At 56.0% G+C, this 26,611-nt stretch carries 29 protein-coding genes and 2 pseudogenes; 25 read left to right on the top strand and 6 right to left on the bottom strand.

Annotation, left to right across the window (positions count from 1 at the left end):
• The first annotated feature begins 13 nt into the window (after positions 1-13).
• A complete protein-coding gene (locus CR155_RS20745; protein WP_158238239.1) occupies positions 14-163 on the top strand; it encodes a hypothetical protein in 150 nt (49 codons plus the stop codon).
• Positions 164-560: 397 nt separating this feature from the next.
• Positions 561-770 (top strand): hypothetical protein, encoded by a 210-nt coding sequence (locus CR155_RS06090; RefSeq protein ID WP_102069095.1) that lies wholly within the window; start codon positions 561-563, stop codon positions 768-770.
• A 12-nt stretch (positions 771-782) separates the two neighbouring features.
• Here CR155_RS06090 and CR155_RS06085 read toward each other — a convergent pair.
• Positions 783-1,034 (bottom strand): annotated as a pseudogene (locus CR155_RS06085) (tautomerase family protein); the annotation flags it as partial.
• Here CR155_RS06085 and CR155_RS06080 point away from each other — a divergent pair.
• From CR155_RS06080 to CR155_RS06070, 3 genes and pseudogenes are all read left to right on the top strand, one after another.
• Positions 1,026-1,662: pseudogene (locus CR155_RS06080) on the top strand (LysR family transcriptional regulator); the annotation flags it as partial. The pseudogenes CR155_RS06085 and CR155_RS06080 overlap by 9 nt on opposite strands.
• A 98-nt stretch (positions 1,663-1,760) precedes the next feature.
• Positions 1,761-2,063 carry a DUF6388 family protein gene (locus tag CR155_RS06075; protein ID WP_102069093.1) on the top strand — a complete coding sequence of 101 codons (303 nt, stop codon included), beginning with the start codon at positions 1,761-1,763 and terminating at the stop codon, positions 2,061-2,063.
• A 166-nt stretch (positions 2,064-2,229) separates the two neighbouring features.
• Entirely contained in the window at positions 2,230-2,421 is a 192-nt protein-coding gene (locus CR155_RS06070; RefSeq protein ID WP_102069092.1) for a hypothetical protein, read from the top strand.
• 245 nt (positions 2,422-2,666) lie between these two features.
• Here CR155_RS06070 and CR155_RS06065 read toward each other — a convergent pair whose 3' ends face one another.
• Both CR155_RS06065 and CR155_RS06060 read right to left on the bottom strand, forming a co-directional pair.
• Positions 2,667-3,077 (bottom strand): Hsp20/alpha crystallin family protein, encoded by a 411-nt coding sequence (locus tag CR155_RS06065; protein WP_102069091.1) that lies wholly within the window; start codon positions 3,075-3,077, stop codon positions 2,667-2,669.
• 16 nt (positions 3,078-3,093) lie between these two features.
• Positions 3,094-3,537: an Hsp20/alpha crystallin family protein gene (locus CR155_RS06060; protein ID WP_102069090.1), complete on the bottom strand. Its 444-nt coding sequence runs from the start codon at positions 3,535-3,537 to the stop codon at positions 3,094-3,096.
• Between the two features lie 213 nt (positions 3,538-3,750).
• Here CR155_RS06060 and CR155_RS20655 point away from each other — a divergent pair, with 213 nt between their 5' ends.
• Positions 3,751-3,981, top strand: coding sequence for a hypothetical protein (locus tag CR155_RS20655; protein ID WP_143705184.1), 231 nt, complete (start codon positions 3,751-3,753; stop codon positions 3,979-3,981).
• Here CR155_RS20655 and CR155_RS06055 read toward each other — a convergent pair.
• Complete coding sequence (locus CR155_RS06055; protein ID WP_102069089.1) at positions 3,960-5,144, bottom strand: YbfB/YjiJ family MFS transporter; 1,185 nt, start codon at positions 5,142-5,144, stop codon at positions 3,960-3,962. The two genes, CR155_RS20655 and CR155_RS06055, sit on opposite strands and share 22 nt — an antisense overlap.
• Positions 5,145-5,308: 164 nt before the next feature.
• Here CR155_RS06055 and CR155_RS06050 point away from each other — a divergent pair, with 164 nt between their 5' ends.
• Positions 5,309-5,650 (top strand): single-stranded DNA-binding protein, encoded by a 342-nt coding sequence (locus tag CR155_RS06050; protein ID WP_102069088.1) that lies wholly within the window; start codon positions 5,309-5,311, stop codon positions 5,648-5,650.
• On the opposite strand, the gene CR155_RS06045 is transcribed toward CR155_RS06050, so the two are convergent.
• Positions 5,647-6,483 carry an IclR family transcriptional regulator gene (locus CR155_RS06045; RefSeq protein WP_102069087.1) on the bottom strand — a complete coding sequence of 279 codons (837 nt, stop codon included), beginning with the start codon at positions 6,481-6,483 and terminating at the stop codon, positions 5,647-5,649. The two genes, CR155_RS06050 and CR155_RS06045, sit on opposite strands and share 4 nt — an antisense overlap.
• A 290-nt stretch (positions 6,484-6,773) precedes the next feature.
• On the opposite strand from CR155_RS06045, the gene CR155_RS06040 reads away from it, so the two are divergent.
• The 18 genes from CR155_RS06040 to CR155_RS05955 all read left to right on the top strand — a co-directional run bounded on the left by CR155_RS06040 (position 6,774) and on the right by CR155_RS05955 (position 25,967).
• Entirely contained in the window at positions 6,774-7,457 is a 684-nt protein-coding gene (locus CR155_RS06040; RefSeq protein WP_102069086.1) for an amino acid ABC transporter permease, read from the top strand.
• 13 nt (positions 7,458-7,470) lie between these two features.
• Entirely contained in the window at positions 7,471-8,118 is a 648-nt protein-coding gene (locus CR155_RS06035) for an amino acid ABC transporter permease (RefSeq protein WP_102069085.1), read from the top strand.
• Positions 8,102-8,830 (top strand): amino acid ABC transporter ATP-binding protein, encoded by a 729-nt coding sequence (locus tag CR155_RS06030; RefSeq protein ID WP_102069084.1) that lies wholly within the window; start codon positions 8,102-8,104, stop codon positions 8,828-8,830. The genes CR155_RS06035 and CR155_RS06030 overlap by 17 nt, the downstream gene beginning before the upstream one ends.
• A gap of 30 nt (positions 8,831-8,860) precedes the next feature.
• Complete coding sequence (locus CR155_RS06025) at positions 8,861-9,688, top strand: transporter substrate-binding domain-containing protein (RefSeq protein ID WP_102069083.1); 828 nt, start codon at positions 8,861-8,863, stop codon at positions 9,686-9,688.
• A gap of 79 nt (positions 9,689-9,767) precedes the next feature.
• On the top strand, positions 9,768-10,514 hold the full coding sequence (locus tag CR155_RS06020; RefSeq protein ID WP_102069082.1) for an SDR family oxidoreductase: 747 nt from the start codon (positions 9,768-9,770) through the stop codon (positions 10,512-10,514).
• 25 nt (positions 10,515-10,539) lie between these two features.
• Entirely contained in the window at positions 10,540-11,397 is an 858-nt protein-coding gene (locus tag CR155_RS06015; protein ID WP_102069081.1) for a fumarylacetoacetate hydrolase family protein, read from the top strand.
• A gap of 197 nt (positions 11,398-11,594) precedes the next feature.
• Positions 11,595-12,575: a tripartite tricarboxylate transporter substrate binding protein gene (locus tag CR155_RS06010; RefSeq protein ID WP_102069080.1), complete on the top strand. Its 981-nt coding sequence runs from the start codon at positions 11,595-11,597 to the stop codon at positions 12,573-12,575.
• A 75-nt stretch (positions 12,576-12,650) separates the two neighbouring features.
• Positions 12,651-13,124 (top strand): tripartite tricarboxylate transporter TctB family protein, encoded by a 474-nt coding sequence (locus tag CR155_RS06005; RefSeq protein ID WP_102069079.1) that lies wholly within the window; start codon positions 12,651-12,653, stop codon positions 13,122-13,124.
• 4 nt (positions 13,125-13,128) lie between these two features.
• The gene (locus tag CR155_RS06000; protein ID WP_102069078.1) at positions 13,129-14,640 is read left to right on the top strand and encodes a tripartite tricarboxylate transporter permease; all 1,512 of its coding nucleotides are present in this window, start codon (positions 13,129-13,131) and stop codon (positions 14,638-14,640) included.
• Complete coding sequence (locus tag CR155_RS05995; protein ID WP_102069077.1) at positions 14,633-15,388, top strand: SDR family NAD(P)-dependent oxidoreductase; 756 nt, start codon at positions 14,633-14,635, stop codon at positions 15,386-15,388. Before CR155_RS06000 ends, CR155_RS05995 begins: the two co-directional genes overlap by 8 nt.
• A gap of 104 nt (positions 15,389-15,492) precedes the next feature.
• Positions 15,493-16,044, top strand: coding sequence for a TRAP transporter small permease (locus CR155_RS05990; RefSeq protein WP_233213936.1), 552 nt, complete (start codon positions 15,493-15,495; stop codon positions 16,042-16,044).
• A gap of 49 nt (positions 16,045-16,093) precedes the next feature.
• Positions 16,094-17,374, top strand: coding sequence for a TRAP transporter large permease subunit (locus CR155_RS05985; protein ID WP_102069075.1), 1,281 nt, complete (start codon positions 16,094-16,096; stop codon positions 17,372-17,374).
• A gap of 29 nt (positions 17,375-17,403) precedes the next feature.
• Positions 17,404-18,441 (top strand): TRAP transporter substrate-binding protein, encoded by a 1,038-nt coding sequence (locus CR155_RS05980; protein ID WP_439650419.1) that lies wholly within the window; start codon positions 17,404-17,406, stop codon positions 18,439-18,441.
• A gap of 43 nt (positions 18,442-18,484) precedes the next feature.
• Positions 18,485-20,269 (top strand): IlvD/Edd family dehydratase, encoded by a 1,785-nt coding sequence (locus CR155_RS05975; RefSeq protein WP_102069074.1) that lies wholly within the window; start codon positions 18,485-18,487, stop codon positions 20,267-20,269.
• Between the two features lie 124 nt (positions 20,270-20,393).
• Positions 20,394-21,830, top strand: a complete 1,437-nt coding sequence (locus CR155_RS05970; RefSeq protein ID WP_102069073.1) for a cytochrome ubiquinol oxidase subunit I — start codon at positions 20,394-20,396, stop codon at positions 21,828-21,830.
• A 4-nt stretch (positions 21,831-21,834) separates the two neighbouring features.
• Positions 21,835-22,842, top strand: coding sequence for a cytochrome d ubiquinol oxidase subunit II (cydB, locus tag CR155_RS05965; RefSeq protein WP_102069072.1), 1,008 nt, complete (start codon positions 21,835-21,837; stop codon positions 22,840-22,842).
• Complete coding sequence (locus CR155_RS05960) at positions 22,842-23,000, top strand: DUF2474 domain-containing protein (protein WP_102069071.1); 159 nt, start codon at positions 22,842-22,844, stop codon at positions 22,998-23,000. Before cydB ends, CR155_RS05960 begins: the two co-directional genes overlap by 1 nt.
• 117 nt (positions 23,001-23,117) lie before the next feature.
• On the top strand, positions 23,118-25,967 hold the full coding sequence (locus CR155_RS05955; RefSeq protein WP_102069070.1) for an adenosylcobalamin-dependent ribonucleoside-diphosphate reductase: 2,850 nt from the start codon (positions 23,118-23,120) through the stop codon (positions 25,965-25,967).
• Here CR155_RS05955 and CR155_RS05950 read toward each other — a convergent pair.
• Positions 25,964-26,473 carry a hypothetical protein gene (locus tag CR155_RS05950; protein ID WP_102069069.1) on the bottom strand — a complete coding sequence of 170 codons (510 nt, stop codon included), beginning with the start codon at positions 26,471-26,473 and terminating at the stop codon, positions 25,964-25,966. The two genes, CR155_RS05955 and CR155_RS05950, sit on opposite strands and share 4 nt — an antisense overlap.
• Positions 26,474-26,611: the final 138 nt, after the last annotated feature.

Raw genomic sequence — 26,611 nt, 5'->3', positions numbered from 1 at the left:
GGATGGGGCTACGATGACGGCTACTATCGGGGTGACCGATACCATGGCGATTACTATGAAAGGGATCGCCACCCTCATGATGCCGGGAATTTCTGCCCGCCTGGGCAAGCAAAGAAAGGGCGTTGTTGAGCTGCGTGTAATGAGCTTTCTTACGCTTGTTTGAACAGCGGTACAGTGCCATTTGCTGTTAACGCAGATCCATGGAAAGATGAAAGTGGTCATGGCCGTCGGGACAGTCGGGAATACAAGGAAGAGTACTGGGAGGGCAATTGCAAGATAAAGCGAGAATTCAAAAAAGACGGCGAATATGAAGAAAAACGCAAGTGCGAGGCACCAAGGCATAGACAGTACGATCGCGCGCCGGTGTATCGCTCCGGCGCACCGGCGATAATTATTGACCCGATGATCAGGATAGGCATCGGACGGGAGTAGAATTCCCAAGCCGTCAAGTTGTGCAGCGGATGGTGCGCCCGAAGATTGCGGATAGTGCCGCGCTTATCCCGACTGCTATGAGCGCCCGGCCTGCTATCATGGTAAACGCAACTACATAGAGGCCACGTATGAACAAATCGTTAATATACAGAGGCCGTGAGGTTGAAGTAACCACCATGGTCAAGTCGGGCGGGTATGGTTTCGAAGCTCACGTCGATCACCGAAGCTTGAATATCGGCAAGTATGAAGGCGCATCGACAGAACAGGAAGCGTTCGATGACGGCATTTTGTTTGCAAAGCAGCATGTGGATCTTCTTTCGCCGGACGGTACGGCCTGAGCACCATCTTTGCTAGCGACCACTATCACCTAAAGCATAGTGCGCGAGACCATTACCAAATGACCAATTTTCCTTCGCGACCTCGACCAGGTTCACGAATATGTCATCCGAACGCATACCTGGGCTTTCACCAAGCAGAATCGAAATTCGCTTGAACAACTCCTTTTTCTGCTCCAGGCTGCGCGTGTTGCTCACCGTAAGCTGGATGAATATAACGTCATCGCTGCGTGAAACGCCCATATAAGACGCGTTGTAGCGAAGGTCATGTGCACCACGCAGGCTGCGGTAAGCTTGAAGTTGAAGCGTCTGGAAGACAGATTGGGCTGCCGGCTGGTTGAGCGGACATCACGATACGTCGAGCTTTCGGCACAGGGTGCGATGTTTCTCGAGCGCGCGCGGGAATTGCTGGATGTGCACGAGCGTGCACTTTCGGTTTTCGTTGCGGCCCGCCAGCGTCTGCCTATCGGCATAAGCGATCATGTTGCCGGCCCGGAACGTCCCTCGCTTATCGCACGTATGAATGCACAGGATCCCCAGTTATTGATCGCAGCATCGTCCGGATGAGCCCGTGCCGCTTGCCACGCTCTCCGAGCCTTGGGGGGGGGGTCGCGCATTGGCTGGAGAGCTATTGGATGGGGCAGGCGTACCCTGGACGCCAATCTTTGTCGGCGGGGGTGTTGCGGCGGTCGCTGCCGCCGTTATGGCAGGACTTGGCGTTGCTGCATTGGCCCCACGTATGCTGCCATTCGGCGCCATTGAGGTCGGCTCCAGACTTCATTTGCCGGACTTGCCGCGATTACCAGTCCTGCTTCATTCCAGGGCCAAGACTGCCCAGGCACGAGGCGCAATGACTGCACTTTCGGCCGCCTTCCGTATTGCTGTACGAGGCTAGCCGGTGTCCAGCCAAGGCAGTGCCTGTACAATTCCTTCCTTATATTCGCATGACCCCTCTGCGACAAGTTACGTATCGTTATAGACAGGATCAACCCGATGATCGATGAATCCAGCAAAATCAAACAAGTAGTGGCTCTCGGCAAGCAGCGTTTTTTTGAGCGCCATCCTGAGCTGATGCGCGAGGTGGATGCGATCGCAGACCAGGATGCACATGCCTCGGGGAAAAGCGCAGATGAACTGCGGGAAATCGCCAAGTATCGCGCCATTGCCGGCGTGACGAAAGCCATGGGGAAAGACAGTTTCGTCATGCTCCTGGAGCTGGGCTCCGACTCTACTGAGGAGTTCGAACAGCTTATCGCCGCCCAGAATGTTCAGATCAAAAGACTAATTGGAATGTAGTCATCCGGGGAATGTTGAGGCTATGTCGAAACAGGTTGCGGCCTAGGCCCGGATGGGATGTTGCGCGATGTGTTTCAATGTGCCCTGCAACGACGGCCAGGTACGCGTTCGCTGCTTGCGGCATGTAGCCGGATACGAACCAATTAACGAGTTGAAAGAGAAAAGAATGATCAAGAGCAAGAGCAGTGCCGTAATTGTGATGGGTATGTTGTCGCTGGCGCTGGCCGGGTGCCAGCCTAAGGAAGGCCCGGCCGAAAAAGCCGGAAAAGCAGTTGACCAGTCCATCAGCAATGCCGGCGCCCAAATCGAGAAGGCCGGCGACAAGCTACAAGGCGCGGCAAGAGACGCCCAAAAATAAAATCAAGTAATCGATGTCCCGGCTCGATGGCAAATGTGGCGCACTGCGCCACCTTTGCTTATGTTTGGGCGAGGTCGGCTCCCTGTTTTATATCCAACCCGCTGTTTCCCCGGGGACCAAAGGAGTGTCGTTCTTGGATTCCAATGGCGACAATTGGTCGCACTTGGAACTCGGTATTGGCCATGATCCCGAAAAAAATGGCCCTCCAACGAGGAGGGCCCTTAACGTGCCTATGAGCTGTGGACTCAACTGGCTTGTACTTCGATACGTCGGGGCCGCGCTTCCTCACGTCGCGGAATAGTTATCCGTAATACGCCGTCCTGTAAATTTGCATCGATACGCGACGTATCGAGATCGGGCGCCAGGGTAAACGTGCGGGCAAAGCGCGATTCCCGGACTTCGGCGTATTGGAGTTGGAGATTTCCAGGTGTCGGGACGACGGCTTCACCTTGAATGCGAAGATTGTCATCGTGGACTTCTATTTCCAATTTTTCTTTCGGTACAGCCGGCATATCCAGCCACAGAGTTATGCCCTGACTGTTTTCCTCCACGTCCACAGCGGGCGTACGCGTCAGTGGCTGAGCCGCTTGCTCATTCTTGCGAGCGGCGACCTGACCTTCATTGCGCTGCAAAGCGTTGCTGCTGGTATCGTTCATGATGCGTCCTCCATGTTCATTGAACCGTGATCGCCCGGGGCTTGGACGCCTCATGTTTTGCAATCGTCACCATGAGGCAGCCATTGGTGCATCGAGCAGTCACCTGATCGGGGTTGGCATTCGGGGGAAGCTCGATGGTGCGACGGAATGAACCGGCGTACCGTTCCTGGGCATAGCGCCGGGCGTCATCGCCGTCTTCCTTGGTGAACGAGGCCTCACGCTGTCCGCTGATGGTCAATAGACCTTTATCGATCGAAACATCCAGCTGATCGGACTTCACGCCAGGGACGAAAGCGACGATCTCGATAGCATCGTCAGTGGTACCTACGTTGAGCTTAGGGAAGGACCCATAGCGATCCGAACGCAGGCTTGAAGGAAGGCCCCCAAATAGCGACGCCACTTGCTGCTGCAAGCGATCAAATTCGCTCGAGAGGTCGGTTTGCAAATAAGAATTTCTCATCGACGTAACCTCCTTGTAAATGAAACGGGAGAACTGGCTACCCGCCTGCTAGCGATATAAGTGCGGTTGCGGAAATTTCAAGAGGTCGAAATTAGTGGGAAGCTAAACGGCCCATTGACGGTGTCTGGCGTTTTATTCACGATCACAACCATGTCCTGAGAGATACAAATCCTGATTGTTCACCCTTGCCAGCCAGCAAAGGAAGGTGTTCCCTTGAATTCCCCGCAGATCGTGAACGGAATCGGCATATACCGGACCCAGGGGGGCAGGCTCGCTTTTATTACCGAGATTACCGCCGGCGGAGAGTCAGGCGAAGTCAGTTGCCTGGGGTATGTGCTCGTCTTCGATCAGCGAGCTGTCGCGACAGAATGGCATCGGTGGTCCCTTAGCGGGCAATGCAATTCGGGGAACGATCTTGAACTTCATCTTGTGGAGCGGGTGTAGTCTGACCTGCCAGCCGCCATGGGCGACAGAGGCCTCTGGCAAAAGGCAAGGACCGCCGCCAGAAACAGCAGACCGGCCGAGGCGGCAAGACCACTCGACAGCGAGCCGGTCAAGTCACTGATCCAACCGCAGACTACGGGTCCGATCGCTTGTCCCAGGGCAAAAAGGCTCGTGGCGACCGCCAATGCATTGCCCCACGCAGGCGCGGGCAGATTTGTTTTGACAAAACCTGTGACTGCAGAAGGGACCATGAACACACTGGCGCCTACCATCAGTGCGGAAAGCCAGATGCCGATCAGGTTGGGCACCAGCAAGGGAAGCGCCGCGCCGCATGCCAGTACGAGAAGAGCCAGGGCCATAGGCATGCCGTCCCGACGCCCGTTGAACACCTTGCGCCAGATGACAGGGGCGACCAGGGTCATTGCGCCAAGGAGTATCCACATTATTGAAGTAATGCTGGCCAGGCGTGATGGATCTGTTGTTTGATGCTTGACCCATGCAATTATGAATGTCATGTAGGCGATGTAGCCCAAGCCGAAAAAGAAATAGGCGGTGAATTCAACAATGCACAGCCGCCAAGTCCAGCTTGCCGACTGGGTCGGCAAGGACGGTTCCTGAATCCTGGCGGAAGCCGCGATGGCGGCGAACGACAAGGGGATGCAGATGGCACCGATGACAAGCCAGGCCCAAGGCCAGGCGTCTGCGCCCGTGTCGTAGAACAGCCAGGGGAGAACGGCGCCTGTCAGCAGCATTCCCAATCCTCCGCCACTGAAGAAAATGACGATGGCGCGAGTCCCCAGCACGCCTGAAAGCACTCCGCCGCAGATGAAAGCGCCGGCGGCGCCAAACCCTGCGAGGAAACGATAGAGCGTGAGCCACTCGAAGTCGTATGTCATGCCGGTGGCTAACAGTGAGGAAGTAGTCACGACCAAGCCGCTGGCAAACAGGAATCGATTCCCGAGCCGGGCGACGACCAAGATGGTCAGCAGGGCTCCCAGTAAGTAACCGAGGGAGTTTGCGGTATTCAGCCACCCAGCCTGCGCATAGTTCAACTTCAGATCAGTCTGCATGGCCGGCAGAATGAGGGCATAGCCGAAACGTGTAAAGCCTACAGAGACTGCGGCCGCTCCTGACAGGGCCCATATGCGGGTCGTCCGATTCATCTTCACCTCCTCAGGGGCCGCTTGCGAAACGACTGGAGCACCGGTGGGTACGTTTCCGTTGATATGCGCTGGCGTATGCAAGCCAGCCGCAAATGGATTCTAATAGCTTCTGACGATGGACCCAGCCAAATTTGGCCAGCTATTCATGGATGGAAGCAAAGTAAATGATCGACGCACTCACGGCAGGCAGGCTTTACGGCGCGCCCAAGCAAGGTACGGGAAAGACGGGCGAAAGCTACACAACGGCGAAAGTAAAAGTAATGGCGGGCAATGGCGACACGCTGTTATGCAACGTCATTGCTTTCGATGAAAGGGTGCAGACTGCGCTCCTGGCCCTGGATGATGGCGATTCGGTGGCGATGTCGGGCAGCCTAACGCCCAAGGTCTATCAGGACAAGGCAGGCGACGTTCGCCCGACCCTGGACCTGGTGTGCCACGCGGTACTTACGGCCTATGACGTTCAACGCAAGCATCAGGCGGTCAACGACAGCAACGACTGCCGCTAATCCGGCTCGACCCAATAAGGATCAAAACCTATGCGTGTGGATAGCCGCGTGCAGACATTGCCCATGATCTCCTTGATTTGCTCGATGTTGGGTCGGGGTGTGCCGTCGATCCTGGCAATATGTGGAACATTGATCGCAGCCACCACACGACCTCCTATGCTGCGCACAGGGAATGCAATATTCGTAATGCCGTCAATCTGGATACTGGGCATGGATGCATAGCCTTTGGCGCGCACCTCCTTGAGCAGGGCAAACAACTGGCCCGGATCCATATTGAGTTCACCTTCCACTCTGATATGGCTGCTTAGCATGCGGGTACGTTCTATTTCGTCCTGGTAGGCCAGCAAAACATGGCCCGACGATGTGTCGGTCAAGCCCATTACCACGCCTATTTTGAGCCCGAAAGACCAGCGCTCGGGACTATCGACCTGGGCAATGACGACCACACGCCCATTCTGGAAAATAGACAAGTGGCAGGATTGCCGCGCACGCTCGGCCAGCTCATGCAGCAGTGGCAGCGAGGCGCTGACGAGTGATTTTATCGGTTGCTGGCGATGCGCCAGTTGAAACATTTTCAGTGTCAGGGTATAGCGGTCGTTCTGATCAGCCTGAATGAATCCGCGCCGTTGCAAGGTAACCACCATGCGAAAAAGCTCGTTCACATTGCGTCCCAGCGTCTGGCACAGCTCATTGAGCGTATAGCCGTCTGCGGTCTGACTTAGCGCCTCAAGAATATCGAGCCCTTTCTCGAGCGCCGGGGCCGCATAACGCGTGGCCTTATCCGCTGGTTGCCTGGTTGTGTCCGGCGTGTCGTCCGATGACATAGTATTCATAGCGTATCGCTCACGCAAAGTCTTTCATATAAAAAAACATATTTTATATACGAATTTGAACTTGATCGTGCTTTTAGTGAGCGTTGGAGCGAATTCTAGGGAATACGCCTATTCAGAGGGAAATCCCTAGCATAAACGCGCGATTATTCCATTGATCTGAGTTTACAAGTGGCTTAGGATAGCCGCAGTGATAGGAAATATGATTTCACAAATAAAATTTCGAGACGACGTCATTTGGACCCCAGGAAGGTTTCCCGCCTGACCAGTCCCTTCATCGAGCAGGAATAGACTTGACCTACGAGTTCGACTTTCAAAGTGTGCTGGCCTATTGGCCCCTGTTTCTGGACGGGGCTTGGACCACGCTTCAAATGTCTTTCTGGGCGACGCTTGCTGGCTTTGTCATTGGCGTCTTATGTGCCATCGCGCGCAGCGGCGGCCCCAATTGGGTGCGCCGGGGCGTAGGCGCTTACGTCGAGATCATACGCAATACACCGTTGCTGATTCAAAGCTACTTCCTGATATTCGGCATGGCCAGCGTCGGCATGAGATTGCCCATTATGGTTGGGGCGGTGCTGGCGCTGGTCATCAATATCGGCGCCTATACCTGCGAAATCGTTCGTGCGGGGATAGACTCCATTCACAAGGGACAGCGTGAAGCGGCCGAATGCTTGGGTCTGTCGCCTGCACAAGTGTACTGGCACATTATTCTTCGGCCCGCCATAGAACGCGTCTACCCGGCGTTGACCAGCCAGTACGTGCTTCTCATGCTCGTCACCAGCATTTTATCGGCGGTAGGGGCCAACGAGCTCTTTGGTGTTTCCAATTCGGTCCAGGCCAATACGTTTCGCAATTTTGAAGTTTTCATCGTGTTATGGGTTGTCTATCTGGCTTTGTCTGCGATGGTGCGCCTGGCTTTCTGGCTGGTCGCTCAACTCGTATTCGTGCGTCGGCGCAAGCTGGGTACGCCCTTATGAAGAGCGCCGCCAAATGACTACGCACCAGTTCGAGTATCTGATTCAGGGTGCTTGGGGCACGTTGGTGTTGTCGAGCCTGACGTTTTTATTTGCGGGCATGCTGGGGCTTCTGGTGGCGCTTTCGCGTGTGTCGACGTCCGGCGTAATCCGCGGCATAGCGTCGGCCTATATTCAGCTCATTCAAGGGACGCCTTTGCTCGTGCTCATGGGTGTCTGTTTCTATGGGCCTAATCTAGTGGGCATGGACAGCGTGCCGGCCCTGTTTGCCGCCACCTTGGCGCTCACCATTCAATCAAGCGCGTATTTCGGCGAGATATGGCGTGGTTGCATACAGTCGGTCGCCAGGAGTCAATGGGAAGCGGCTGAATGCCTGGGCCTCAGTCGTATTCAACGCATGAGCAGAGTCATCTTGCCACAAGCCTTGCGTATCGCGACTCCTCCAACGGTGGGCTTCATGGTTCAGATAGTCAAGAATACTTCGATTGCATCCCTGGTCATCGGGTATGCCGAATTGTCCTATAACTCCAAAATCCTGAATAACTCCACGTTCGAGCCCTTCCTGTATTTCGGCTGCGCTGCCTTTTTGTATTTCGTCATCTGTTACCCGCTATCCCGGTGGAGCCAGAAACTGGAAAGGAGGCTGAATGTCGCCCGTGGTTGAACTCAAAAACGTGCACAAGCGGTTTGGCGATCAACACGTGCTCAAAGGGATATCGCTTGCGGTGAATAGGGGCGAGATCCTGGCCATCATCGGACAAAGCGGATCCGGAAAAAGCACGGCGTTGCGCTGCATGGACCACCTCGAAACGGTGGACGATGGTGAGATAACCGTCTGTGGCCACAAGCTCGATCGTAAGCCGGTGAATTTGCGCAGTCTGCGTCAGAACGTCGGGATCGTATTCCAAAGCTATAACCTGTTTCCGCATCTCACGGTATTGCAGAACATCACGCTTGCTCTGATTCACGTCAAGAAATTAAGCCGGCGGAAGGCTATCGAAGCGGCTGATCGCGCGTTGGTGCAAGTGGGCCTGGCAGAGAAGCGCCAGGCGTATCCCGAGCAACTTTCGGGCGGCCAACAGCAACGTGTTGCCATTGCGCGCTCATTGGCCATGGATCCGCAGCTCATGCTGTTTGACGAGGTCACGTCAGCGCTTGATCCCCAGCTGACCGGCGAGGTGTTGAAGGTCATCGAAGCGCTTGCTGTCAAGGGCATGACCATGGTTCTCGTGACACACGAAATGGCGTTCGCATACCGACTGGCCAGTCGCATCGTATTCATGCATCAGGGACAGGTATGGGAAGAAGGTACAGGCGAGATTCTTAAAAATCCGGCCACCAGGGAATTGCAGGAGTTCGTGGGCAACGGCTTATAACGTAGAAAAAAACCTTCAGGAGAGGCAACAATGAACACAGGAAAGAGCGGTATAAAGACTGCGGTATCGAGCGCGTTGCGATGCGGCGCCCTCGCCGGCGTGTTGGCGCTGAACGTTGCCGGGGTGCAGGCCAATGACCTGGATACCATCAAGGCTAATAAGGTGGTTCGTGTCGCCATCGATCTTGGCGCCCCACCTTTTGCCACCAAGGACAACACGCTCAAGCCCATCGGATCAGACGTCGAGACGGCCGAGCTCCTTGCCAACGACCTCGGTGTTGCGCTCGAGATCGTTCCTACTACGGGTGCCAACCGAGTCCCATTCCTGTTGACGAACAAGGCCGATCTGGTTGTCGCGAGCTTTTCCATCACCCCGGAGAGGGAAAAGGTAGTCGCGTTCTCAGTGCCGTACGCCGCCATCCAGGCGGTGGTCGGAGCACCGAAAGACATGAACATCAGGACGTTGGAAGATCTGGTCGGAAAGACGGTGATCTCTACGCGCGGGACCACGAACGACATAGCGATAACCAAACAGGCGCTTCCCGGCACCAATATATTGCGGTTCGATGATGACGCGACGTCTATCACCGCCGTCGCAAGTGGGCAGGGTGATATTTTCGCCACAGCTCCGCCACTCCTCAAGGCCATCAACACGAAATCGTCCGACAGGAATATGGAGCCCAAGATCTTGTTGTCGACCGCCATGCTGGGTATAGGCCTGGATAAGAAGAGCACCGACCTGAAGGGCTGGGTCGATGGTTGGGTTCGGACCAATCTGAAAAATGGAAAGCTGAACGACATCTACAAGAAGCATCATGGTTCGCCGCTGCCGGAAAATGTCTTGAGCGCCGGAAAATAAGCAGTGGGGCCGAGCAATTGACGGTGAGGGGCGGGCGATTCAACCGCCCTGCCGATTAGTAGTGTATTTGGAGCAGAGAATGGCAGGTCGTTTAGCAGGGAAGGTCGCGCTTGTAACCGCGGCGGGGCAGGGAATAGGGCGGGCAACCGCCGAGCTGTTTGCGGCCGAGGGTGCACACGTCATCGCAACAGATATCAACGAAGGCCTGCTCGGCGACCTGGCAGGTTGTCAGGTACATCGCCTCGATGTAACCAAGCCGGACCAGATCAAGGCGTTGGCTGATGATCTTGGCAGCGTCGATGTCCTGTTCAATTGCGCGGGCTACGTCGATGACGGAACAATTCTTGATTGTGATCTGGACGCCTGGAATTTTTCGTTCGATTTGAATGTGACGGCCATGTATCACATGATCCGGGCTTTCCTTCCCGGCATGCTGCAGCGTCCTCAAGCCTCCATCATCAATATGTCGTCCGCGGCTTCCAGCATAAAGGGCGTGCCCAACCGCTTTGTCTACGGCACCACCAAGGCCGCTGTCATCGGCTTGACCAAGGCCGTGGCTGCCGATTTCGTTTCGCAAGGCATACGGTGCAATGCCATTTGCCCCGGCACAGTCGAATCGCCATCCCTAAGAGGGCGCATCGCGTCTCAGGCCAGCAAGTACGGCAAGACAGAGCAGGAAATACACGCCGCGTTCGTTGCCCGCCAGCCCATAGGCCGCGTCGGCAAGGCGCCGGAGATCGCAGCCCTTGCGCTCTACCTCGCGTCGGACGAGTCGTCGTTCACAACAGGTACGACACATATTATTGATGGTGGCTGGTCAAACTAGTTCACCCGTTTAAAAGGAAGAAGTGATGAAGCTATTACGATATGGGCCTGTTGGAAACGAAAAACCTGGCTGTCTGGATGACCAGGGCAGGGTCCGTGACCTGTCTGGAAAGGTATCCGACATTACTGCCGAAAGCCTGACTCCTGAACGGCTGAAAATCCTGCGGGGGATTGACGTTGCCAGTCTGCCACTGGTCGAGAATCCCGGCCGCATTGGCACGCCTTATTCGGGTCTGGGCAAGTTCATTTGTGTCGGGCTGAACTATAGCGATCACGCTGCGGAAACCGGCGCCGAAGTGCCCAAGGAGCCCATTCTTTTCAATAAATGGTCGCGCCCTTCAGGAGCCAACGACGCTGTCGTCATTCCCAAGGGATCGGTCAAGACCGACTGGGAAGTGGAACTGGGCGTCGTGATCGGAACCAAGGCGCGTTATGTCAGCCTGGCTGATGCGCTCAAGTATGTCGCGGGATATTGCGTCGTCAATGACGTGTCCGAGCGGGAATACCAAATCGAGCGTGGCGGAACCTGGGACAAGGGCAAGGGATGCGACACGTTTGGCCCAGTCGGTCCGTGGCTGGTCACTGCCGATGAAGTCGCCGATCCTCAAAGCCTCGCCATGTGGCTGGATATCAATGGCAAGCGTTTCCAGGACGGCAGCACCAAGACCATGATTTTCGATGTGGCTTATCTGATTCACTACATCAGCCAATTCACCACGCTGTATCCCGGCGACTTGATTTCAACCGGCACGCCTCCCGGTGTCGGGCTTGGGCAGAAGCCGCCGCTGTACTTGAAAGCGGGTGATGTCATGCGTCTGGGCATACAGGGTCTGGGGGAACAGGAACAATCCGTCCATGCGTGGGACGCCGCCTTACTGGATTAGAAGCGTATTCGGGAAAGTACTGACTCATTTATCGTGTCGTCGGACACCTGAGCGGCATTACGATGCACTGAAAAAGTCCGGTTTCTCAATATCTTTATGGTGAAAATGCAAGGAGAGAATGGGCAAGTAGCGGTAAACACTATGCATGTGCTTCAGAAAACAGATCACTATTTTTATATAAGACTGGAGAGAGACAAATGAAAAAAAGCTTGCTGTTTAAATCAGCCATGACGCTTGTTGCCGGACTGGTGGTCAGTACTGCCCACGCGGCCTGGCCCGAAAGACCCATCACCATGATTGTGCCCTGGGGAGCAGGCGGCGGCACAGATGCCACGGCCCGCATCATTGCCGCTCAGCTTGAAAAAGAGCTTGGACAACCGGTGAACGTCGTCAATCGTACCGGCGGCAATGGTGTCGTAGGTCACTCGGCCATCGCCAAGGCCAAGCCCGACGGCTACACCCTCGGAATGCTGACCGTAGAAATAGCCATGATGAAGAAACAGGGCCTCACCACGCTGGCTCCAGCCGATTACACACCACTTGCCTTGATGAATGTCGATCCGGCGGCCGTGTCGGTCAGCGCTACGTCGCCGTACAAGACCATGGCCGAACTGGTCGACGCCATCAAGGCCAATCCCGGCAAGCTGAAGGCATCGGGAACCGGACAAGGCGGCATATGGCACATTGCCCTGGCGGGCCTGCTCAAGAATATCAATATCGATCCCAAGGCGGTGCCGTTTGTTCCGTCCAACGGTGCAGCGCCAGCCATGCTTGAATTAGCTGCAGGAGGTATAGACATCGTGCCTACTTCGCTGCCTGAGGCGAGGTCCATGATCGATGCCGGCAAGGCTCGGCCTCTTGCCGTCATGGCAGCGAAACGCGAGCCTCTGTATCCCGATGTGCCAACGTTGAAAGAATCGATAGGAAGCGACTGGGAAATTGGGGTATGGCGCGGCATTGCAGGCCCCAAGGGACTGCCTGACGACGTAACGCAAAAAATGGTGACGGCGTTAAAGAACATAAATCAAAGCAAAGAGTTCAATGAATTCATGAAGACGCGCGGCTTTGGGGTCGGCTATGCCAGCGGGGCCGATTTTGGTGCCTTCATGCAGAAGTCGGAAGCAGACTTCGGCGAGGTCATTGCCGCAATCGGCATGGCCCGCGAGCCGGCAAAGTGATCCCGTAGCATCCCCAAAAAAGGGCCGGCGAGCGAGTATTGCGCTACCCGGCGCCTCCTTTTCCTGTGAGCGACAATGAAAATCAATGATGCCCTTGTCGGCGTGGTACTCGGTATTTTCTCAATCGCCGTATTCTTGATGGCGCTTTCTTTCCCGGCAATCCCTGGCCAGAACTTTGGTGCCGGGTTGTTTCCCCGTGCCATCGCACTCGGGATGTTGGCATGTTCCGGGCTGCTGATCCTTCAGGGCATAAAGAACAGGAAAACCGATACGCCCATGATGGTGCCCGTCTGGTTGCGGGATAGGGCTTCGGTGTTCCGTTTTTTATTGATACCGACATCGCTTTTTTTCTATTTCGCCGTGGCAGAGTTTCTGGGCTTTCTCATTACGTCGGGCCTGGTGCTGCTGGTGCTTTTCCTGGCCTTCAAGGTGCGATGGCCGATCGCCATAGCCGTGGCAGTCATCGGCTCTTTCATCATTCACTTCATGTTCTACAGCATACTCATGGTGCCCTTGCCATGGGGCCTGCTTGAAACGATGGCGTGGTGACGTCATGGAATACACGAATCTTCTCGCGGCATTCAATCAGGTAACCGACCCCTTCGTCCTTGGCGTAATTTTTATTGCTGCCGTATTCGGCCTGTTTGTGGGTGCGGTACCGGGTCTGAGCGCGACGATGGCAGTGGCATTGCTGGTCCCGATCACGTTCTTCATGGATCCTGTGCCAGCCATAGCAATGATGGTGACGGCAACCGCCATGGCGATCACATCCGGCGATATCCCGGGATGCCTTCTGCGCATCCCCGGCACTCCTTCGTCCGCGGCCTATACCGACGAAGCCTTCTCGATGACAAAGAAAGGGCAGGCTGATACGGCCTTGGGCGCCAGCATTGTGTTCTCGTTTGTCGGGGGCTTGTTCGGCACCATTGTGCTTATTGCCGCTGCGCCCGCGCTGGCCGATTTTGCACTTAATTTTTCTTCCTACGAATTTTTCTGGCTGGTGGTACTTGGCCTGTCATGTGCCATTTTCATTTCTCCCGCCAGCACATTGAAGGGTTTCGTGTCGCTTTTCATCGGTTTGCTGCTGGCCTGCGTAGGCATGAATAATCCCGCGGCATACCCACGCTTCACGTTCGGCAACGAGGACCTGCTCAATGGCGTCACGCTCCTGCCCATGATGGTGGGCATGTTCGCCATATCGGAAGTCTTGCGCTATGCCACGAATTCAGAGCAGAAGCGAGTGGAAATCAAGGCCAGCGTGGGCAATATCTTCACTGGCATGTGGGGGCTGACCAAGAAGTATCCCATGTCCATCCTGCGGGGGTGCACGCTGGGCACCGCTGTGGGCGCCTTGCCTGGGGCCGGGGCCGACATCGCGGCATGGATGTCGTATGGGGTGAGCAAGCGTTTTTCGAAAGAGCCGAAAAAATTCGGCACCGGACACGTTGAGGGCATCGTCGAAGCCGGGGCTGCGAATAATTCGGCCCTTGCGGGGGCGTGGATACCCGCCTTGGTATTCGGAATTCCCGGGGACTCGATCACCGCGATAGTCATCGGAGTGCTCTACATGAAAAACATGGCGCCAGGCCCGATGATATTCACCAACAGCCCGGTTGAGATGTATTCGGTATTCCTGGTGTTCATTTTGGCGAACATCATCATGCTTCCGTTGGGATACTTGGCTGTCAAGGCAGCGAAAACAGTGCTGAATGTTCCGCGGAATATTTTGATGCCCCTGATCCTGATCTTCTGCATCGTAGGTGTCTTCGCCATCAACAACAGTATTTTCGATGTTGTCGTGATGCTGTGCGTGGGCCTGCTCGCCTACTTCATGGAAGAGAACGATTTTCCCATCGCCCCGGCGGTGCTGGGCGTGGTGCTGGGCGGCATGCTTGAAGAGAACTTCGTGTTTTCCATGATCAAGGCCGATGGCGATTTTCTGATGTTCTTCAGCCGGCCCATTGCGTGTGCCCTGGGCATTTTCACTATCTTGATCTGGGCGACGCCCGTGTTCATCAAATTCTATAAATCGTTTTACGATGCAAGGAAGGTGCAGTATGAATGACCTGAAGAACAAAGTGGTCGTCGTCACCGGCGCGTCCACGGGTATCGGTGCAGCCGTCGCACAGGAATTCGGGCGTCACGGTGCCAGCGTGGTCGTGCATTACTTTTCGTCCTCACACGCTGCAAAGGCAGTGGCTGACGGAATTGATGCCACCGGGCAGCGTGCCATAACCGTGCAGGGCGATCTGCACCACACGGCCGAGTGCGAGGGGTTGATCGCCGCCGCTGTTGCGAAATTCGGCCGTATCGACGTGCTCATCAACAATGCCGGCGCCTTGGTCAAACGGGTCCCTATTGTCCAGATGAGTGACGACGTGTTCGATGATGTCGTGAACCTGAATGTGCGGTCGGTGCTGATGTGTACCCGCTATGCCGTGCCTCATATGCCGAAAGGGTCATCCATCATCAATCTGACCAGCGTGGCCGCGCGCAATGGCGGCGGACCGGGCTCCAGCTTGTATGCCGGATCCAAGGGATTTGTCAGCACGATCACCAAGGGCCTTGCCAAGGAGCTCATTCCCAACCAAATCCGTGTCAACGCGGTCGCGCCAGGCGTCATCACGACTCCCTTTCACGAAAAATTCACGACGGCCGAGCAATTGGAGGGCATGCGCTCGTCCATACCAATGGGTAGGTTTGGCACCGCCCAAGAGTGTGTGGGGGCATTTTTATACCTCGCGTCCAACGAAATGTCAGCATATGTGACGGGCCAGATCATCGAAGTAAACGGCGGTCAGTACATGCCCTGACCTGATCCTCGCAACGGAACACCAGACAGCATTGATGTCTTGTTTCCAGGCCGCTCTTGCAGGCCATGTTCGCTTGTTAACCCCGTTCGGGAGATTTGAAGTTGATGAATGATAAGAGCACGACAGCACTAGTGGCGAGGCGGATGGGAAACGCCTTATATGGGGTACTGACGGCCGTCATGGCAATGAGCTTGTTATTGATGTTGATCCTGGTTTTTGGCAATGTCGTCATGCGTTATGTCTTCAATTCCGGAATCATGATTTCCGAAGAAGTGGCGCGCATGACTTTCGTCTGGCTGATTTTCATCGGCTCGGTCCTTGCCTTTCGCGCCAAGCAGCATCTGGCGGTCAATATGCTGATGGTGCGCTTGCCCGTGAAGCAGCAAAAAGTCATCCACATACTGCGGCAATTGCTGATACTGGCCGTGCTTTGGTTGTTGATAGACGGTGGATGGGCGCAAACCATAATCGGCCTCAGCACAGTGACGCCGGTGGCAGGTGTTCCTATTGCCGTCTTTAGCGGAGCTGTCTGGTTTTGTGCCACCGCGATGGCCTTGATGATACTTGCGGATCTCTACGTCGCCATCAGGGCGCCCGCCACTCCCGGGAATGCAAGCAAGTTCATGACGTCTTACGACTATGTCGAAGACATTTGATACCGCGCTACTGTCCAGAATCTGCATTAACCAAAACCAATAGAGTGTTATGACCGTATTTATTTTTGTGGGTACATTGCTCGGCTTCATGGCGTTTGGCATGCCCATTGCCTTTGCGCTGTTGCTCAGCGCCATCGCGCTGATGTTTCACTTGTCCTTCTTCGACGCCCAGATCCTGGCCCAGAACATGCTCACCGGCGCCGACAGTTTTGCCCTGATGGCCGTGCCTCTTTTCATGCTCGCGGGCGAGGCGATGAACGCGGGTGGCATGTCGCGCCGCATGGTCGCATTGGCCAGCGCGTTTGTTGGACATATCAAGGGCGGACTGGGCTATGTGGCCATCATGGCCAGCATCCTATTGGCAGCACTTTCGGGATCGGCTGTTGCCGATGCGGCGGCGTTGGCCGCCATGCTGGTGCCCATGCTCCGTGACCGCGGCTACGACATGAATCAGGCTACCGGCCTTATCGCGGCGGGCGGCATTATTGCTCCCATCATTCCGCCATCTATCTCTTTTATTATTTTTGGGGTTGCGGCGAATGTATCAGTGACCAAGTTGTTCATTGCCGGTATTGTCCCAGGCCTGTTGATGGGGCTTACCCTGGTTTTGGTTTGGGCGTTCATTTCGTCGCGTTCGAAAACCATACAGTCATCACCCAAAGAACCCTGGCACCTTCGCGCAAAGACATTCAAGGATGCGGGTTGGGCCTTGTTCCTGCCAGTCATCATTATTGGCGGCTTGCGTTTCGGCATCTTCACTCCCACCGAAGCGGCTGCTGTCGCCGCAGTCTACGCGCTGTTTGTCGGGATGGTGATCTACAAGGAAATCACCGTCAAGAGCTTGTATCCATTGCTGATCAATGCGGCGATGACCACGGCCATTGTCATGTTCCTGGTGGCTGCCGCATTGGTGACCTCGTACATGATTACGCTGGCCGATCTTCCGCAGGCGCTCATCGGCATGCTCGGTCCGTTGATCGATTCTCCGATGTTGCTGATGTTCAGTATTGTGATCCTGCTTACTCTCATCGGGACGGCCATGGACTTGACGCCGACCATCCTGATCCTGGCGCCGGTGCTTATGCCGGTGATCAAGCAGGCGGGAATCGACCCGACCTATTTTGGCGTGATTTTCATATTGGTGGGATGTACCGGCTTGTTGACGCCGCCGGTGGGTACTGTCCTGAACGTGGTGTGTGGCGTCGCTAAGATCAAAATGGAAGACATCATAAAAGGTGTATGGCCATATGTTTTGGCGTATACAGGGCTGATCGCAATGCTGGTTGTGTTTCCAGAAATAGTATTGGCCCCGTTGCGCTGGTTTTACTAGTACCAAATCAATTAAAAAGGGTGGAAACCATGTTGTCGTTGAAAAAATCGTTCAGTTTTAAAAATATGGTGGTCGGCTTTACCGCCGTCGCCGCCTTGGGACTTTCGGCCCAATCAGTCATGGCACAAGACATCAAGAACCGCATCATCCGTTTCGGTTACGGTCTGGCCGATGACAGCCCGACCGGTAAGGCGACGCGTCATTTCGCCGAACAGGTCGGCCGCCTCAGCGGCGGAAAAATGAATGTGAAGACCTACGGAAACGGCTCGTTGGGCTCGGACGAACAGATGCAAAATGCCTTGATCGGCGGCTCCCAGGAAATGACATTCGTGTCAACCGCTCCATTGGCAGGCATGGTGAAGGAATTCGGCGTGTTCGACTTGCCCTTCCTGTTCGACAACGAAAAGGTTGCTGATTATGTCCTGGATGGGCCCGAAGGCACGAAACTGCTTGATAAATTGACAGACAAGGGACTGATTGGTCTGCTGTACTGGGAAAACGGTTTTCGCAATATCACCAACTCGCGCCTCGCTATTAATACGGCGCAAGATCTTAATGGCATCAAGCTGCGGGTGATGCAGAACCAGGTAGCGCTGAGCGTATTCAAGGGATTGGGTGCCAACGCGATCCCAATGCCATTCACCGAGTTGTTCACGGCGCTCGAAACCAAGACCGTCGATGGCCAGGAGAATCCCTTGAGCACCATCCAGACCAGCAAATTTTACGAAGTCCAGCCTTACCTGACGATTTCCAACCATGTCTATACACCGTTCGTTTTGCTGGCTTCGAAGAAGTGGTGGGACGGCTTGTCGGCCGATGAGCAGGGCGTGCTTCGCCAGGCAGCCAAGGAATCCCAGGCGTTCCAACGCAAAATCAGCCGTGAAGCTGCCATTGCCGCTCTCACTTACTTGAAGGAAAAGGGCGTGAAAGTATCCGAGTTCTCATCGGAAGAAAAGGAAAAGATACGCAAAGACCTTACTCCGATTCTTGCCGACTTGAAGGTCAAGATCGGAGCGCCGACCGTGGACGCCATCATGGCCGAAGCCAAGAAAGCGCAGGCGCTGTAATTCTCATCAACTATTTTTAAATCTACTCAAGGGGAATGTTGTCATGACAACACCTGGCAGTGCTCGGCTGCGTAGTCGCCGGTGGTTCGATAATCCGTCGGATCCCGGGATGACGGCCCTGTACCTCGAACGCTATATGAATTACGGAATCACCCGGGAAGAACTGCAATCGGGCAAGCCCATTATCGGGATTGCCCAAACTGGATCAGACTTATCTCCCTGCAATCGCCACCATATAGAACTGGCATCCCGGGTTCGGGACGGCATACGGGACATGGGCGGCATTCCTCTTGAGTTTCCCGTTCATCCTATCCAGGAAACCGGCAAGCGTCCGACCGCGGCGCTGGACAGAAACCTGGCCTACCTGGGCCTGGTGGAGGTCCTGCATGGCTACCCCCTGGATGGTGTCGTGCTGACGACCGGTTGCGACAAGACGACGCCCGCCTGCCTGATGGCGGCGGCCACCGTCAATATACCGGCCATCGTTCTATCGGGCGGACCGATGCTGGACGGTTGGTGGAAAGGAAAGCTGGCCGGATCCGGAACCGTGGTCTGGGATGCGCGCAAGCGCTTCTCGGCCGGTGAAATCGATTATGACGAATTCATGAATAACGTCGCATCGTCTGCGCCTTCTGTTGGGCACTGCAATACGATGGGCACCGCGCTGTCCATGAATTCACTGGCGGAAGTGCTGGGCATGTCCTTGCCAGGTTGCGCGGCGATACCTGGGCCTTATCGCGAGCGTGGCTGGATGTCCTATGAGACCGGTCGCCGTATTGTCGGCATGGTGCACGAAAATTTGCGTCCGTCGGACATCATGACCAAGGAAGCGTTCGAGAATGCCGTGGTCGCCGCGGCGGCGCTGGGCGCCTCCTCGAACTGTCCCATCCACATGATTGCCATTGCGCGTCACATGGGCGTGGACCATACGCTAGACGACTGGCAGCGCCTGGGACCCAAAATTCCCTTGCTGGTCGACTGCCAGCCGGCCGGGCGTTACCTTGGCGAGGCCTTTCACCGCGCCGGCGGCGTTCCCGCTGTCATGAGGGAACTGCTATTGGCGGGCAAGCTGAACGGCGCTGCCCTTACGGTGACCGGCAAATCCATACAGGAGAACCTGCAGGGCGTTCAGGAACCCGACCGCGACGTCATTCGCGAATATCAAAGCCCCCTATTAGACGACGCAGGGTATATCGTGCTCAGCGGCAATCTGTTTGATAGCGCTGTCATCAAGATCAGCGTCATCGATGTGGAGTTTCGGGCGCGCTTCTTATCGGATCCCGCGCATCCCAACGTTGTCGATTTGAAGGCGGTCGTCTTTGAGGGTCCCGAAGACTATCATGACCGGATCGAAAATCCGGACCTCGGCGTCGACGAAATGACGTTGCTGGTTATCCGCAATTGCGGGCCTATCGGCTACCCGGGAGGGGCTGAAGTGGTAAACATGCAGCCTCCGGCGTCGTTGATTTCCAGGGGTATTGAAACCTTGCCCACTATGGGTGACGGTCGGCAAAGTGGCACATCGGCCAGTCCGTCCATCCTCAACGTGACACCCGAGGCGGCAATCGGCGGCGGTCTCGCCCTGCTCAACACCGGCGACATGATCCGTATCGACTTGAACAACTGCCGCGTGGACCTGCTGGTGTCCGACGAGGAGCTGGCAACAAGAAGGGCAGCCTGGGTGAAACCGAAATTGGTGAACCAGACGCCTTGGGAAGAAATGTATCGGGGCATGGTCGGGCAGCACGCTACCGGTGCCTGCCTGGAACCGGCAACGCAATACCTGGACATCGTCCAGCAACGGGGTGAGTCGAGAAACAATCATTGATGCACTGAAGCGAGCCTGGCCGCCAGGCTCGCTGCCAAATCTTTCCTAAGGATAGGTGTACTATTTCAGACTCCAGGAAGCGTGTTTCAATCGTTCCGGGCAACGCGCCATCGAGGGGTTCTGTATGGATGTCGACGCGCTATTATTAGCTCGTATCCAATTTGGCTTTACGATTTCGTTCCACATTCTGTTTCCTGCCATCACGATAGGTCTTGCCAGCTACCTGGCAGTACTGGAGGCGTGTTGGCTCAAGACGCAAAATACCGTATATCGCGACCTCTACCAGTTCTGGATCAGGATCTTCGCGGTAAATTTCGGCATGGGCGTGGTGTCGGGGCTGGTCATGGCATACCAGTTCGGCACCAACTGGAGCTATTTTTCGGATTTTGCGGGAGGCGTAACCGGGCCGCTGCTTGCCTATGAAGTCCTGACCGCTTTTTTCCTGGAGGCAGGTTTCCTGGGTGTAATGCTCTTCGGATGGTCCCGTGTCGGCCCAGGCTTGCATTTCCTGTCCACCATCATGGTTGCGCTAGGTACCTTGATATCCGCGACATGGATACTGGCTTCCAATAGCTGGATGCACACGCCGGCTGGCTATGAGATCATCAACGGACGCGTCGTGCCTGTCGACTGGCTGGCCGTTATTTTCAATCCCTCGTTCCCTTACCGTCTCGCCCATATGGGTGTGGCTGCTTTTTTGGCGACCGCCCTGATGGTGGGGGCGTCGGCCAGTTGGCATCTGCTGCGCAATAACGACAACCAGGCCATCCGCAAGATGTTGTCCATGGCCATGTGGATGATTCTTGTCGTGGCGCCGCTGCAAGCCGTCATTGGAGACTTTCACGGCCTGAATACGCTCAAGCACCAGCCCGCCAAGATTGCGGCAATTGAAGGGCATTGGGAAAATGGGCCGAGCGAAGAGGGTGTCCCGCTGACCCTGTTCGGCTGGCCCGATATGGAACAGGAAAAGAATCACTTTGCCGTGGAAGTTCCCCACCTTGGCAGTTTAATATTGACTCACAGCTGGACCGGCCAGTTCGCCGGCCTCAAAGAGTTCGCTAAAAACGATAGGCCCAATGCACTGGTTGTGTTCTGGACCTTCCGCATCATGGTCGGGCTGGGCATATTAATGATAGCGCTTGCCTTATGGGCCTTCGCAGCCCGCATGCGCGGTCGACTATACCAGTCCAGGGCGCTATGGCGGTACTCACTGTACATGGGGTCCAGTGGTCTTGTCGCCATACTGGCAGGCTGGTTTACGACCGAAATAGGGCGCCAGCCATGGATCGTCTACAACGTGATGCGTACGGCCGATGCAGTCACACCGCATGGGGCGCTTGAAGTGGGGATTACCCTGGCTCTATTCGTTGTCGTCTACTTCGTTCTATTTGGTGCGGGTACGCTATACATACTGGCATTGATACGCAAGGGGCCCGTCTTGAACGCTATGGAAGCACCACCGGAAGGTGGGCCGGGCGAACATAACACGCCGAGTCGGCCGATGTCGGCGGCACCGGACGCCGACGAATCCCGTGCGCAGGTCAGCATGAATCGAGGGTAGAACCATGGGTATCGATCTGGCTCTTATATGGGCAATTATCATTCTGTTCGGCATCCTCATGTATGTCGTGATGGACGGCTTCGATCTTGGTATCGGAATACTGTACCTGTTCGTCACGGGTAAGGAAGATCGCGATGTCATGATGAATACGGTCGCTCCAGTGTGGGACGGTAATGAAACTTGGTTGGTGCTTGGCGGCGCTGGACTGCTGGCGGCATTTCCATTGGCTTACTCTGTAATCCTCAGCGCCTTCATGCTGCCGCTCATATTCATGTTGCTCGGACTCATATTTCGTGGTGTCGCCTTCGAGTTTCGCTTCAAGGCGCCGGCGCATCGGCGCCATCTTTGGGACAAGGCGTTCATCTGCGGTTCCATCGCGGCTACGTTTTTCCAGGGCGTGACGCTGGGCGCCTATATCCATGGCATCAACGTTGTGAATCGCTCTTATGCAGGGGGCGCGTTGGACTGGCTTAGTTCTTTTTCGATTTTTACGGGACTGGGTCTGATCGTGGCATACGCTCTGTTGGGGTGCACCTGGCTCATCCTCAAGACACAAGGTCCTCTGCAGGACCGCATGTTGCAGTTGGCAAGGCCACTGACGCTGGCGTTGCTCGCCGTCATCGTCGCGCTGAGCATCTGGACGCCTCTCACGCATAGCGACATTGCGCAAAGATGGTTCAGCCTGCCGAACCTGTTCTGGTTCGCACCCGTGCCTTTGCTGGTGCTACTGGCGGTCTACTTTCTTTTGCGGTCTCTGAACAACCGCCCTCACGCAGCCCCCTTTCTGCTGACACTGGCCCTGGTATTTCTGGGGTATAGCGGCCTGGGGATCAGCGTGTGGCCCAATATCATTCCGCCCGATATCAGCATTTGGGATGCTTCCGGCCCTCTGCAGAGCCAGGGTTTCACGCTGGTAGGCGCCTTGCTTATCGTGCCGCTTATACTGATGTATACCGCTTGGTCCTATTACGTATTCAGGGGTAAGGTGACGGCACAGGATGGCTACCATTGATGCCGGAAAACGACATCAAGGCAGCGCGGCCGTCGTGGCTTAAACGCGTAGCCTGGCTGGTGGGAATCTGGGCCGCGAGTATCGCCGTCCTGGCGCTCGCCGCCTATTTGCTGCGTATCGTGATGGAGACCGCCGGGATGACGGCAGGCACTTCTTGATGAAGGTCATTGGATCGCGTGGGGGGATATGGTACCGTCTTGCGATTAGCAATTTATTACCACCGCTGTCGACCATGCTGTCTACGAAGCGGACTCGGACAGACCAAGGATCAAAGCATGCAACAAATGGAAAACACCGCTATTGCGCTGGCTCAGCCGCAAGATATCTCTACGGAGGTTCTTATCGAAAAGTATGCCAAGGGTGGTGAAACCAGCATTACCGAGGTGCGCAGCCGAGTGGCCAATGCGCTGGCCCAGGTCGAAGAACCGAAGCAGCGCAAGAAGTATGCCGAAGAATTTCTATGGGCGATGCAGCATGGCTTTATTCCGGCGGGCCGCGTCAACAGCGCAGCCGGTACTGATCTGCAAAGCACGCTGATCAATTGTTTCGTGCAGCCCGTAGGCGACTCCATCACCGAACGGGTCGACGGCAAGCCTGGCATTTATACGGCGTTGGCCCAGGCAGCCGAAACCATGCGGCGGGGCGGTGGCGTGGGTTACAACTTTTCAGCAATCCGGCCTCGTGGTGCAATGGTAAAAGGCACGGGCAGCAGCGCTTCCGGTCCGATTTCCTACATGAGAGTCTTCGATCGCTCATGCGAAACCGTCGAATCCGCCGGTGCCCGCCGTGGTGCCCAGATGGCGGTCATCAATGTGACGCATCCCGATGTCATGGAATTCATCACGGCCAAGCAAGAGCGTGGTCAATTGAACAACTTCAACGTATCCGTCGGCGTCACCGACGCCTTCATGCAGGCGGTCGAAGCCGACGCATCGTTCGAGCTCACTCACGCCAACGAACCGAATGTCGACCTGAAAAGCAGCGGGGCTTACCTTCGCGACGATGGGCTATGGGTCTATCGCAAGGTGCAGGCGCGCGAAGTGTGGGATCTGATCATGCAAAGCACCTACGCGGCGGCGGAGCCAGGTGTACTGTATCTTGATCGCATCAACGCCGAAAACAATCTTTCCTATTGCGAGACCATTGAAGCCACCAATCCTTGCGGCGAGCAACCCTTGCCCGATTACGGCTGCTGCTGCCTGGGAAGCCTGAATCTGACGGCGTATGTGACCGCGCCATTCACGGCCAATGCCGCGTTTGATTTCAAGCAGATGCGCAAAGCAACGAAGCTTGCTGTTCGCATGCTCGACAATGTGCTCATTGCCACCAAATGGCCGCTCGACGAACAAAAGCGCGAGGCCGATGCCAAGCGTCGGCTGGGTCTAGGTTTTACGGGCCTGGGCGACACGCTTATCATGCTGGGCGTGCGTTACGACACCGATCAGGGTCGTGAGCTCGCGGCCGACATGGCTCGCGAAATGCGCGACGCTGCCTACGAAGCGTCCATCGATCTGGCCAAAGAGCGGGGCGCGTTCCCCTTGCTCGATACCGAAAAGTACTTGCAAGGCGGTTTCGCGTCGCGTCTGCCCGCCGACATCCAGGATGCGATCCGTGTGCATGGCATACGCAACTCCCACCTTACCTCCATTGCCCCTACAGGCACCATTTCCCTGGCGTTCGCCGATAACGCCTCCAATGGTATCGAGCCGGCTTTTTCGTGGTTCTACAACCGCATGAAGCGTATGGCCGACGGCAGCAAAAAAGACTATACGGTCGAGGATCACGCTTACCGCATCTACCGGGCGCTGGGCGGCGATGTCAACAAGCTCCCAGAGGCATTTGTCTCTGCGCTGGAAATCTCGGCCATCGACCACATGCTTATGGTTGCTGCTGTGGCTCCGTATGTCGACGCTGCGATTTCAAAGACGGTCAACGTACCAGCCGATTATCCCTACGACGAATTTAAGAATCTCTATCTCCAGGCCTGGCACCGAGGCCTCAAAGGCATCACCACCTATCGGCCGAACAGTATTCTTGGGGCCGTGTTGTCGGTCGGGGCGGCAGCCGAAGCCAGCAATCCACAGCCCATCACGTTGTCAGAGCAGGACAAGCGCCTGGTGCTCACCGAAGTCGCCATGTCGCCGCCGCTCGCGTCCTTGCGCTGGCCGTCTCGCCCGGGACTGCCAGCCGGTGCTTCCGGGTGGGTCAGCGAGACCATCCATACGCCGCAGGGCGAATTTGCAGTCGTGGTGGCCGATCAGGCTAATGTCCCCTTCGAGGTTTGGGTATTGGGTGGGCAGCCGCCGCGGGGTTTGGACGCCATTGCCAAGACGCTTTCCACCGATATGCGGGCCAACGATAGAGGCTGGCTGCGCAAGAAGCTGTCCGTGTTGTCCAGCGCCTACGGCGACGGCTTCCAGATGCCCATGCCGCCAAGTGGCGAGCTGGTGCAGGTACCCAGCGCCACGGCAGCGCTGGCCAGGCTTGTGGCATGGCGTTACGACAGTTTGGGCGCACTTGCCGCCCAGGAAAATGATCCAAGCCCGGTGCTGAATGCGCTTTTTGCACCGCATGAGCCAAAAACCGGCACCGACGGAACATTGGCGTGGGTAGCCGATGTACGTAATCCCTCCACGCAGGATGACTTCGTGCTGATGCTCAAGGAGCTGCAGATGCCCGACGGCAGCCGGCGTCCCTACAGCATGTGGCTGACCGGTGCTCATCCACGTGCCCTCGATGGCTTATGCAAACTGCTCAGCCTCGACATGCGCGTGGTGGACCCGGCCTGGATCGGCATGAAGCTGCGCAAGCTCCTGAATTATGCCGAGCCTCGCGGCGACTTCCTGGCGCGCGTGCCTGGAAGCGAAAGACAAGCAAATTATCCGTCGACGGTCGCCTATGTGGCGCAATTGGTCATTCATCGGTATGCCATGCTTGGCATTCTGACGGAAGAGGGCATGCCCATCAACGCCATGGGTGTCGTGGCCGACGAGCCCGCGCAGCGCTCGTCGTTGAATGCGGCAATGATAGGTGCTACATGCAACGAGTGTGGCAACCACACGGTAATCAAGAAGGACGGTTGCGACTTCTGCACGGCTTGCGGCGCGATCGGCAGTTGCGGCTAGCGTCTTTTGTCGGCAATGAGTTGTGTACTGCGGTGCTTCAGTGTCTTGCCGTCGTACACGTACATGTCTACCTTGTCGGGGGTATGCGCGCTGGGGGTCAGCATGGTCAGCTTGCGCCCCTTTGCTGTGACCTTGATCTGATCATTGCACGACCCGAACTCAGGCGAAACCTTGTAGCCGGATTTTTCAAGTACTACCCAGCGGTACGTGTATGGACAGGCATTACTTCCTGTATTGATTGAAACGAGCGCTGCATGGGAATTCGGTGTGCTGAACGCATAAGTGATGTTCAGGATGCCTTGCACCATCGGATCAATATCAGTATTGTCGATTTGCAGGCGTGACTCATACACGTACTCGTTATTGGCGACGTGCAGGTTTCCGTAGGGTGTTGGCAATTGGGTCCGTGAGGGACTGGTGGGCCATAGCGTCGGCGTCGCCAACGCAGCGTGGCCGACTAACGCGGTCAGCACGCCGGCCAGTATTTTTAAGGCGGGAGCAGGCATGATGGGACTCATAGTGGAAAACGGGTACACGCTTTTTCAAGGCCCGGATAACGGCGGCCGTGGCACTCGTACCGCATCAAAAAAGTTTATGACGCAAGTTACAATTTCGCGGACAAATACCACGTTTTGTAAGCCCTA

The organism is Pollutimonas nitritireducens, assembly GCF_002849615.1.
In the GTDB taxonomy this organism is placed as follows: Bacteria; Pseudomonadota; Gammaproteobacteria; order Burkholderiales; family Burkholderiaceae_B; genus Pollutimonas; species Pollutimonas nitritireducens.
This window is presented reverse-complemented; position numbering and strand designations above follow the sequence as displayed.